This window comes from Burkholderia sp. NFPP32 (genome assembly GCF_900119325.1).
Taxonomy (GTDB): domain Bacteria; phylum Pseudomonadota; class Gammaproteobacteria; order Burkholderiales; family Burkholderiaceae; genus Burkholderia; species Burkholderia pyrrocinia_C.
This window is the reverse complement of record NZ_FPJP01000067.1, coordinates 1-2,608: the sequence shown is the minus strand read 5'-3', so window position 1 is coordinate 2,608 and position 2,608 is coordinate 1. Positions and strand designations below refer to the sequence as shown.

Genomic DNA, 2,608 nt, shown 5'->3' with positions numbered 1-2,608 from the left:
GAGACGAAAGCGTCGTGGCTGGAGCTGCTGCTCGACTTGAAAAAGCGCGGTCTGAAGGCAGGGCCATGGCTGGCGGTCGGCGACGGCGCAATGGGCTTCTGGGCGGCACTGGAAGAGGTGTTTCCGACCACACGTGGCCAGCGCTGTTGGTTTCATAAGATGGGCAACGTGCTGAATGCGCTGCCCAAATCGCAACAGGCACGCGCGAAGGCCGACATGCAATCGATCTGGATGGCGGCGACCCGCGCCGACGCGCACGCCGCGTTCGATCGTTTCGTGTCGATCTATGCGGCCAAATATCCGAAGGCGACCGAGACGTTGAAGAAGGACCGAGAGAGCTTGCTGGCCTTCTACGAGTTTCCCGCCGAACATTGGCAGCACCTGCGCACAACCAACGCGATTGAATCGACGTTCGCGACGGTGCGCCACCGCACGACACGTACGCGTAATTGTGTGTCGCGCCCGACCTTCCTTGGTCTGGCATTCAAGCTGATCGAGGAAGCGGAGAAGACCTGGCGCCGCATTAACGGCCCCGAGAAGATCAAGCTGTTGCTCGAGGGTGTTGCCTTCAAGGACGGCGAACCGGTGCAAGACGATCGGCCGGTTCAGCAGAAACTCGCCGCTTAAAACCGACCGCCATCAAATTGTTCATACACCACTCTTGACGTTAGCTCGTATGCCTGCAAGCCGTTCCTTGCCAAAGATCTTCTCCGCCAGTGCGACCCGCTTCACTTCCCCTAGGTCGGGAATGTCGTTAAAGCAACGCAGCAGGTACGCTACCGCAATCAAGGCGTGACGCTCGCCACCGGCGTGCGGTTTCGGAACGTGGGCTGCGAAGAAGGCTGCCTGCGTTGTCCCAAGAACTATGTGCCAAGCGGTGGCATCCCAGGCCCAGAACGATTGGTTCCGAACTGCGCAATACTGCAGCAGCATCAGTCTCACGCGATCGTCGTAAAGATGCGTGCCATCGACAGCGGCGAGCGCGTCGTCGATCGGCGCAAGTAGACGATCAAGGCGTGACAGTCTGCCAAGCATCGCTCCTATCGTGCGTTCGTTGGCAACGGCGAGTGGAAGATCCTGAGTCAACACCCTCTGCTCGGTCGCGGTCAACCGGCTTCTTCGGTCGTAGTTCGTGATCTCGATCGGCCACGTCCATAGGGATGTGCTACCGACAGCCGGGGCGAGGGCCGCTTTGGATGCCATCATCGTCACTCTGCTGCTGGGACGCACGCGAGAGCATCGAGACGCCACGCGTGAACATGGCGCATGGTCTTTGCAAACCGGTCCGCGAGATCGTGCCCTGACAGATGCACGTATTGCCGCGTCGTTTCGAGATTCTGGTGACCAGCAAATCGGGCAATCTCATGCAGTTGCCAGCCGGAGCGAGCGAGATCCGTCAAACAAAGATGGCGCAACGTATGAGTTGAAAACGCTGGAACGCCAGCACGAATCGCAATAGAACGAATTACCTTCGACCATGTCCACATGCTGATTGGGGCGGCGTAGTTGCGAGGCGATTCCGAGAGGAATAGTGTGGTTCCGTCGCCGCCCCGGCTACGTCGGTGTCGAAGGTAATCGCGGAGCAGCTCGCCGGAGGTCGCGGAATATGGCACCACGCGTTCGCGATGCCCCTTGGTCGTCTCCGCCCTGATACGCAGCAGCCGATGGGCGGGATCGATATCGCCGCTGCGAAGCTGGCACAGTTCCTCACGACGAAGCGCCGCGTCATAGGCAAGCGCCAGCATGCATCTATTACGCTTCGGCTCGTTGCGGACTACAGCCAGCAGGGACATCCACTGCACCTCCGTTGGAATCCACGGCAGCTTGTGAAACTTCTGAATGAGGCTTCGCTCACGACGCGCACCGGAGCGACTGGATGCCGTGTAGGAGCTACGGCTTACCGGATTGGTTCTGACGAGTCCCTCGTCAACAAGAAACTCAAACAGCAGTCGGACTGCGGTGAGCCGCTGCTGTAGCGTAGCGTTCGACAGGAAGCCGCCTGAGTCAATGCGCACCACGTTCGCATTCGCTCGCCTTGGTTGGGCCCGCAGTTCACCGACATACTGTGCGATAGTTTCGCGCGACACGCTGCGTAGATCGACGGAGTGGCTCATAGCAAAGCGAAGGAAACCCTCTGTCGCATACATGTAGGCCGCGATCGTATTCCTGGCCAGACCGAGCATCACGCAACTCTGTATCCAGCGACGAGCGCAAGAGTTCGAGGCAATTAGCGGATACCGTTCCCAGACGGGTTCGACAATAGAGCCATCTGCAGCCATGATCTGCTCCTCGCGAAACGGATGCTGCTTCGTCATCAAACGACGATCCGGAACAAGCGCGCAGAGCGGCGTCGCCTCCGGCACCGGTTACCCACCGGGCCGCTCGCCTCTCGCTATAGAGAAGCAGGCGGCGGCCCCGTGGATAACCCTGCGTGACCTGTTTCAATATGTTCAGCGCACTAGCCGACATAAAAGCCGGCCTACCGTAGCACAGATTCAATTCCAAATAACTTATACGATGGTCGAACAAGCCTCATACCGGCGGCTGATGAGCTCGAACAACAGGTCGGCATGGCGATTCGAGTACGAGAGGTAGCCGACCTCGTCGA

General features: G+C 59.2%; 3 protein-coding genes and 1 pseudogene. 1 reads left to right on the top strand and 3 read right to left on the bottom strand.

What is annotated here, in order from left to right:
• On the top strand, positions 1-627 hold a 627-nt coding region (locus BT264_RS37115; RefSeq protein WP_143155858.1), incomplete at its 5' end, for an IS256 family transposase.
• A gap of 21 nt (positions 628-648) precedes the next feature.
• Here BT264_RS37115 and BT264_RS37110 read toward each other — a convergent pair.
• From BT264_RS37110 to BT264_RS38970, 3 genes and pseudogenes are all read right to left on the bottom strand, one after another.
• Positions 649-1,206, bottom strand: a complete 558-nt coding sequence (locus tag BT264_RS37110; protein ID WP_072445484.1) for a hypothetical protein — start codon at positions 1,204-1,206, stop codon at positions 649-651.
• Between the two features lie 2 nt (positions 1,207-1,208).
• Positions 1,209-2,315: a tyrosine-type recombinase/integrase gene (locus BT264_RS37105; protein WP_256260783.1), complete on the bottom strand. Its 1,107-nt coding sequence runs from the start codon at positions 2,313-2,315 to the stop codon at positions 1,209-1,211.
• A gap of 198 nt (positions 2,316-2,513) precedes the next feature.
• Positions 2,514-2,608, bottom strand: a pseudogene (locus BT264_RS38970) (ATP-binding protein); the annotation flags it as partial.

Coding starts and splice junctions, on each gene's coding strand:
- BT264_RS37110 (WP_072445484.1), bottom strand. CDS start 1,206: ATGATGGCATCCAAAGCGGCCCTCGCCCCGGCTGTCGGTAGCACATCC.
- BT264_RS37105 (WP_256260783.1), bottom strand. CDS start 2,315: ATGACGAAGCAGCATCCGTTTCGCGAGGAGCAGATCATGGCTGCAGAT.